Annotated in this window: 7 protein-coding genes; 3 read left to right on the top strand and 4 right to left on the bottom strand. The window is 68.6% G+C overall.

Features of this window, described 5'->3' with window-relative positions; genetic code table 11:
* From uvrC to CKO31_RS24905, 3 genes are all read right to left on the bottom strand, one after another.
* The coding region (gene uvrC, locus CKO31_RS24895; protein ID WP_200243270.1) for an excinuclease ABC subunit UvrC at window positions 1–1,844 on the bottom strand (1,844 nt) is incomplete at its 3' end.
* An 84-nt stretch (window positions 1,845–1,928) separates the two neighbouring features.
* Complete coding sequence (locus CKO31_RS24900) at window positions 1,929–2,591, bottom strand: uracil-DNA glycosylase (protein WP_322789210.1); 663 nt, start codon at window positions 2,589–2,591, stop codon at window positions 1,929–1,931.
* Between the two features lie 165 nt (window positions 2,592–2,756).
* Complete coding sequence (locus CKO31_RS24905; RefSeq protein WP_200243274.1) at window positions 2,757–3,428, bottom strand: response regulator; 672 nt, start codon at window positions 3,426–3,428, stop codon at window positions 2,757–2,759.
* Window positions 3,429–3,631: 203 nt separating this feature from the next.
* Between CKO31_RS24905 and CKO31_RS24910 the strand changes: the two genes are divergently transcribed.
* Both CKO31_RS24910 and CKO31_RS24915 read left to right on the top strand, forming a co-directional pair.
* On the top strand, window positions 3,632–4,801 hold the full coding sequence (locus CKO31_RS24910) for an alkaline phosphatase family protein (protein WP_200243278.1): 1,170 nt from the start codon (window positions 3,632–3,634) through the stop codon (window positions 4,799–4,801).
* Entirely contained in the window at window positions 4,801–5,325 is a 525-nt protein-coding gene (locus tag CKO31_RS24915; protein WP_200243279.1) for an MOSC domain-containing protein, read from the top strand. The genes CKO31_RS24910 and CKO31_RS24915 overlap by 1 nt, the downstream gene beginning before the upstream one ends.
* Before the next feature lie 24 nt (window positions 5,326–5,349).
* On the opposite strand, the gene CKO31_RS24920 is transcribed toward CKO31_RS24915, so the two are convergent.
* A complete protein-coding gene (locus tag CKO31_RS24920; RefSeq protein ID WP_200243281.1) occupies window positions 5,350–5,964 on the bottom strand; it encodes a glutathione S-transferase family protein in 615 nt (204 codons plus the stop codon).
* 88 nt (window positions 5,965–6,052) lie between these two features.
* On the opposite strand from CKO31_RS24920, the gene CKO31_RS24925 reads away from it, so the two are divergent.
* Window positions 6,053–6,805, top strand: a complete 753-nt coding sequence (locus CKO31_RS24925; RefSeq protein WP_242475678.1) for a transposase — start codon at window positions 6,053–6,055, stop codon at window positions 6,803–6,805.
* Window positions 6,806–6,911: the final 106 nt, after the last annotated feature.

The following is a 6,911-nucleotide window of genomic DNA, read 5'->3' on the forward strand; positions in this document are numbered from 1 at the left end:
CCGAGGACATCGCCCGGGTGGACGGCATCAGTGCGGAGCTGGCGCACCGCATCATGAATCCGCTGCGCCAGCTCCGCACTGATGCCGTCCACCCGGGCGATGTCCTCGGGCGCCGCTCGCGTGAGCCCGCGCAGGCCGCCGAAGGCCTTGAGCAGGCTCTGGCGGCGCTTGGGGCCGACGCCGGGGATGCCCTCCAGCACCGAGGTGCGCCGGGCCTTGTCGCGGCGCTGGCGGTGGCCGGTGATGGCGAAGCGGTGGGCCTCGTCGCGGATCTGCTGCACCAGGTGCAGCGCCGGCGAGTCCGGGCCCGGCACGATGGGCTGGCGGCGCTCGGGCAGCCACAGCTGCTCGGCGCCGGCCTTGCGATCCGGCCCCTTGGCCACGCCCACCAGCTGCAGGCCCGTCACGCCCAGCTCCGCCAGCACCTCGCGCACGGCGCCGAGCTGGCCTTTGCCGCCGTCGATGAAGAGCAGGTCCGGCATGGGCACCTCGCCCTGCTGCACACGCTTGTAGCGGCGGCTCAGCGCCTGCTCCATGGCAGCGTAGTCGTCGCCGGGGGTGATGCCCTCGATGTTGAAGCGCCGGTAGTCGGACTTGCGCGGGCCCTCGGCATCGAACACTACGCAAGAGGCCACGGTCAGCTCGCCGCGGGTGTGGCTGATGTCGAAGCACTCCATGCGCGCCGGCAGCTCGTCCAGGTCCAGGGCGTCGCGCAGGGCCTCCAGGCGCCGCGCGTAGCCGGCGCGGCTGCCGAGGCGCGATTGCAGCGCCACCTCGGCATTGTCGGCGGCCATCTTCAGCCAGCGGGCGCGGTCGCCGCGCAGCCGATGCTTGATGCCCACGCGGCGGCCCTGCTGCTCGCTGAAGGCCGCCTCCAGGAACTCGCGCTCTTCCGGCTCCACGCTCACCAGGATCTCCGGCGGGATCTCCTTGTCACCGTAGAACTGGGCCAGGAAGGCGGACAGCACCGACTCCGGTCCGGATGCATCCGGCACCTGCGGGAAGAAGGCCTTGTTGCCCAGGTTGCGCCCGGCGCGGATGAAGAACACCTGCACGCACACCGTGCCGCCCGCCTCGGCGGCGGCGACGATGTCCAAATCCCCGCCGTCGCCGGCGACGTACTGCTTCTGCTGGATGCGCCGCAGGGTGGCGATCTGGTCGCGCAGCCGCGCCGCGCGCTCGAACTCCAGGTCCTCGGCGGCCTGCTCCATGCGCGCGCCGAGGGCGGCGATGACCTCGTCCGTGCGCCCTTCCAGGAACTTGATGCTGTGGGCCACATCCTCGGCATAGTCCTTGGGCGAGATGTAGCCCACACAGGGCGCCGTGCAGCGCTTGATCTGGTATTGCAGGCAGGGCCGGGTGCGGGTGGCGTAGAAGGTATCCTCGCACTGGCGCACCGGGAAGAGCTTTTGCAGCAATTGCAGGGTCTCGCGGGTGGCCCAGGCGCTGGGATAGGGGCCGAAGTACTTGTCCGTCCTGCTGCGCCGCGCACCGCGGTAGAAGTAGAGCCCCGGGAAATTATCGCCAGCGGACAGGCGGATGTAGGGATAGCTCTTGTCGTCCCGCAGCAGGACGTTGAAGCGCGGCTTGTGCGCCTTGATGAGGTTGTTCTCGAGCAGCAGCGCCTCGCCTTCGGTGCGGGTCACCGTCACCTGGATGTCGGCGATCTGGCTCACCATCACCACCAGCCGGGCGTTCAGCCCGCGGGTGAAGTAGCTCGACACCCGGCGCTTCAGATCCTTGGCCTTGCCGACATAGAGCACGCCGCCCTCGGCATCCAGCATCCGATAGACGCCGGGCTGGGAAGGGATCTGCTTGAGGGCGGCGCGGTGGTCGAAGGGCATGTTGGAAAGTGTGAAGTTTGAAGGGCGAAGTTTGAAGGCGAGTGCCGCGGAGCGCGGTTTGGCCGGCTATCCGTCGTTCTCACTTCAAACTTCAAACTTCAAACTTTTCAAAAGCTCCCGACACCGCCCCACCACGGCCTCGAACATCGCCTCCGTCAGCCGCCCCGTCTGGGTGTTGTAGCGGCTGCAATGATAGGAGTCCACCAACCGCATGCCGTTGGGCAGCGCATGCTCGGCGCCGTGCCCGAAGCCCCACGCGGATTGGCGCAGGTCCAGTGCCCGCAGCACCGCGTTGTGGGCCACCTGCCCGAGCGCCAAGAGCACGGCGTCCGCCGGCAGCGCCGCCAGCTCGGCGGCGAGGAAGGCATTGCAGGTGCGCACCTCCTCCGTGGTGGGCTTGTTCTCCGGCGGCAGGCACTTCACGGCGTTGGTGATGCGGCAGTCCCGCAGCTCCAGGTCGTCGTCCGCGGCCACGGACTCGGGCTGGCTGGCGAAGCCGTGGGCGTGCAGGGTGCGGTACAGCAGAATGCCGGCGAAATCCCCGGTGAAGGGCCGGCCGGTGCGGTTGGCGCCGTGCATGCCGGGCGCCAGCCCGACGATCAGCAGCCGCGCCTGCGGATCGCCGAAGGGCGGCACCGGCGCAGCGTGGTAGTCCGGCCAGGCGGCGCGCACCTCGGCGAGGTGCGCCGCGAGCCGCGGACAGCGCGTGCAGTCGGGGTCGAAGGGGGTGGCGGCGGGGTCCGTCACGGCAGCTGTTGATTCGCTAGATGTCTTGCGGACGTCAAAGGCTTGCAGATGCATCGAGCTTGCCGTCGTCGGCGTTGCGGTGATCGGCGCCCCGACGACGACAACGATGGCTGCTCAGCGTGCGAGCATCTTGGTCAGGACGCCTCTGTCTGCGATGAAGCGCCGTTAACCGGAGCCGCCGGCTTCGCCGACGGCGACCTCCTGAATCAGTCCGTGACGGTAGGCCAGGCGCGTCAGCTCCACGTCGGTGCCGATCCCAAGCTTCTCGAAAATGCGCTGGCGGTAGGTGCTGACGGTCTTCTGGCTCAGCGACAGGCATTCGGCGATCTCGTTGTTGCGGCGGCCGTCGAGGATCATCAGCGTCACCTGCATCTCCCGTGCAGAAAGGTCCGCGAAGGGCGTTTCCTTGGTGCCGCGCCAGCCGGCGACCATGCGCTTCTGCGCGAGCATTGCGTCCACGTAGGGCAGACCACGGTGCGCCGCCCGGATGGCGTCCAGCAGCTCCTTGGCCGGGCAGCCCTTGGTCAGATAGCCGATGGCGCCGGCGTCGTGCACCTGTGTGGGCAGCGGCTCGTCGCTCAGCGCCGAGAGCGCGATGATCCGCGCCTGCGGCAGCAGTCGCCGCAGGCGGCGGGTGGCCTCGACGCCGCTCATGCCGCCCGGCATGCTGAGGTCCATGAGCACGACGTCCGCGTCCAGGCCCTGTTGTGACTGGGCCACGGCATCTTCACCGCTCGGCGCCTCGGCTACCACCCTAAGGTCACCGGGGGCCTCGATGATGGAGCGCAGGCCAGCGCGAACCAGTTGATGATCGTCGACGATCAGGACTTTGATCATGGCGGCTCCTCGACGTGCAGCGTGCACATCCCGCGCGCATGCCCGCGATCTCGTTGTTCTGGATGGGCCGCCGAGACCCGTCGGCGGCCGCACGAAAGCGTTACCTTGCTGGGTTTGTGTCGCTGGTACGCCGCTCATCCGACAATCGCTGCCAAGCCGGCGACCCGCGACATGTTAACCCCATGCCGCTATGCTGCGCGCCGATGACTCTTCCCCTGAACAAGCCCGACTATCATGGCGCCGGCATCGTCAACCTGATGGCGACGCTGATCAACGCCCGCGGCGGCCAGGCCGACGTGGCGGAGCTGCAACAGCTGCCCGCCGCCGCGCTCGGTGACGCCCGCCACCTAGTGCTTGTGGTGCTGGACGGCCTTGGCAGCCGCTGGCTCACCCGACATGGCGCGGGCTCACGGCTGGCCGGCGACATGCTCGGCGAGCTGACTTCGGTCTTTCCGCCCACCACGGCCTCGGCCATCACCACCTTCCTCACCGGAGACGCCCCGCAGCAGCACGGTCTCACCGGCTGGTTCACCTGGCTCCGGGAGCTCGGCTGCGTCATGTCCGTGCTGCCCGGCACCCCCCGCTACGGCGGCGTCGGCTACCAGGCGGCGGGCGTGGACCTGGTGGCGCTCTTGGGCCACCGACCCCTCTCCGAGCGCCTGGCGACGCCATCGGTGACGATCTCGCCCAACTGGATCGCCGGCTCGGACTTCAACCTCGCCCATCTCGGGCGCGCCACGCTGATCCCCTACAAGGGCCTCAAGCAGATGTTCCGCCGCGCCGCCCGGGCCATCCGGCGGGCTCGCGAGCCCAGCTTCTTCTATCTCTACTGGCCGGGTCTCGACGGCATCGGCCACGAGCACGGCATGGAGAGCGAGCAGGCGCGCGCCCACTTCCGGGACATCGACGCGCAGTATGCGCGCTTCGTGCGCGACATCGGTGGTACTAATACCACGGTGCTGGTCACAGCGGACCACGGCCACCTGGACGCCCGCCCCGGCGACCTGGTGCGCCTGGAGGACCACCCGGTGCTCGCCGACAGCCTGGCCATGCCGCTCTGCGGCGAGCCGCGGGCGGCCTTCTGCTACCTGCGCCCGGATCGGGTTGAGACCTTCACGGCCTACTGCCGGGAGTTGCTCGGCGAGCGCTTCGATCTGTATCCGAGCCGCGCGCTGCTGGACGCCGGCCTCTTCGGCACCGGCGAGGCCCATCCGCACCTCGCCGAGCGCATCGGCGACTACACCCTCATCGCCCGCGGCTCGAATCTCATCCGCGAGCGCCTACCCACCGAAGGCGAATTCCAGCAGATCGGCGTGCACGGCGGCCTGAGCGACGACGAGCTCTATGTGCCGCTCTGCCTGGGGCGAGTCTGATGCCGGGCTCTCTCGGTCGATGGCTCCGGCGCCTGCGCGGGCGGCCCGCTGCCGGGCGGCTCGAGGCCATTTTGCTCGCCGACAACGCCGGCGCCCCGATGCAGGCCGTGGACAGCACCGTCGCCATCGCCGGCCGGGGACTGGAGGGCGACCGCTATGCGGCCGGCACGGGCTGGTGGCACGCCACCGACGGCTGCCAGGTGACCCTGATCCACGCCGAGCACCTCGCGCGGGCGGCGCGCAAGTCCGGCCTCGACGTCAGCGACGGCCGCCACCGCCGCAACCTCGTGGTCTCGGGCCTTGCCGGCGTCGAGCTCCGCGGACGCCGGCTGCGCATCGGCACAGCGCTCTTCGCCTGGCACCGCGTACGACCGCCCTGCGGCTATCTGGACCAAGTCTCCGGCCGCGGCACCGCCAAGGCCCTGGGCAAGCGCGCCGGCATCTGCCTCACCGTCATCGAAGGCGGGCGCCTCAACGTCCACGACCCCGTCCACCTAAAAAAGGGGTCAGAGCCCTTTTCTTAAAAGGGCTCTGACCCCTTTTTTGTTTTAGCGCATGGCGCGATAGCCCGGCAGTGCCGCGATGCGCGCACACCAAGCTCGCACGGCGGGATAGTCTTCCAGCGCCACCTCCGCCTCATGCGCCAGCGCGACATAGGTGTAACAAGCCAGATCGGCGATGGTCGCGCGCTCGCCCACCAGCCAGTCGTGCTCTGTGAGCCGCGCCTCCAGCACTGCGAGCCCGGCACGGCCCTCCGCCTGGCAGGCGGCAACGTCGAAGGGCCGGCCGAACTTGAGCGCCGCCCGCGCCCGTGCCAGCCCGTACAGCAGCTCGTTCTCCGACAGCGCCAGCCACTGCAGTACCTTGGCCTCACCCGCCGGATCCGGCGGCAGCCAAGCGCCGCCTTCGGATCCGTCGCCGCCATCCGCCGCGCCATAGCGCCGCGCCAGATAGAACAGAATGGCCTGGGAATCCCAGAGCCGCAGGTCGCCGTCTTCCAGCACGGGAATCTGCCCGCGCCCGCTGACGGCCTTGAAGGTCGCGGTCTGAGTCTCGCCGCGGCTGCTGTCCACCGGCTCCCGCTCGTAATCCAGCCCGAGCATGTCCAGCAGCAGGCGCACCTTCCAACAATTACCCGAATATTCAAAGTCATATAGCCGCATACTCACCCTCCCAAAAAGGGGTCAGAGCCCTTTTTGAATGCTACAATCCGAGCCGAGGCGCGAAAAAATTCCCCCAGGAGAGCGCACAATGCCCCGGAAGCAAAGATTCTTCCTCCCCGACCTGCCCGTTCACGTCGTTCAGCGCGGCAACAACCGTGCACAAGTTTTCTTCACCGACAAGGACCGTCGCAAGTACCTGGAGTGGCTCGGCGAGGCCGCGGAGCGCTGGAGCTGCGCCATCCACGCCTATGTGCTGATGACCAATCATGTCCATCTGCTGCTGACGCCGGCAGACGGCGACGGCATCAGCCGCGCCATGCAATACGTCGGCCGCCGCTACGTGCCCTACGTGAACCGCACCCACAACCGCTCCGGCACCTTGTGGGAAGGGCGCTTCAAGTCGAGCCTCGTCCAATCGGACGCCTACCTCCTCGCCTGCTACCGCTACATCGAGCTGAACCCCGTGCGCGCCGGCCTGGTTGCGGCCCCGGAGGATTATCCCTGGTCGAGCCATCGCAGCAACGCCCTTGGGCGGAAGGACCCGCTGCTGACGCCCCATGACAACTACCTCAGCCTCGGCAGGTCGGCCGACGCCAGGCGCCCGGCCTATCGGCGCCTGTTCGAGACTGGGCTGGAGCCAGGGGTGACCAAACAGGTGCGCGAGTGCCTGCAGACCGGCACTCCGTTCGGTGACGAGGGCTTTCGCGACCGGATCGAGTCCACGCTGGGCCGCCCCGTGGGCCACGCGAAGCGCGGACGGCCCCGAAAGGCCAAGGCAGACACAGGCAGCACCGAGCCGACAGCAGCACACGGCGAACAGTTGCCGCTTGCCGACCTTTGATCCAAAAAAGGGATACAAAAAGGGGTCAGAGCCCTTTTTCTCAAAAGGGCTCTGACCCCTTTTTTAGCGCACGAGGGCTAGGTGGGGGCGGCCGACGGCTTCGGCG

The organism is Thiohalocapsa halophila (assembly GCF_016583825.1).
Classification (GTDB): domain Bacteria; phylum Pseudomonadota; class Gammaproteobacteria; order Chromatiales; family Chromatiaceae; genus Thiohalocapsa; species Thiohalocapsa halophila.

Bases quoted from the DNA above. Each gene is read 5' to 3' on its own strand.
- CKO31_RS24920 (WP_200243281.1), bottom strand. From the start codon at position 5,964: ATGCGGCTATATGACTTTGAATATTCGGGTAATTGTTGGAAGGTGCGC.
- CKO31_RS24905 (WP_200243274.1), bottom strand. From the start codon at position 3,428: ATGATCAAAGTCCTGATCGTCGACGATCATCAACTGGTTCGCGCTGGC.
- CKO31_RS24925 (WP_242475678.1), top strand. From the start codon at position 6,053: ATGCCCCGGAAGCAAAGATTCTTCCTCCCCGACCTGCCCGTTCACGTC.
- CKO31_RS24915 (WP_200243279.1), top strand. From the start codon at position 4,801: ATGCCGGGCTCTCTCGGTCGATGGCTCCGGCGCCTGCGCGGGCGGCCC.
- CKO31_RS24910 (WP_200243278.1), top strand. From the start codon at position 3,632: ATGACTCTTCCCCTGAACAAGCCCGACTATCATGGCGCCGGCATCGTC.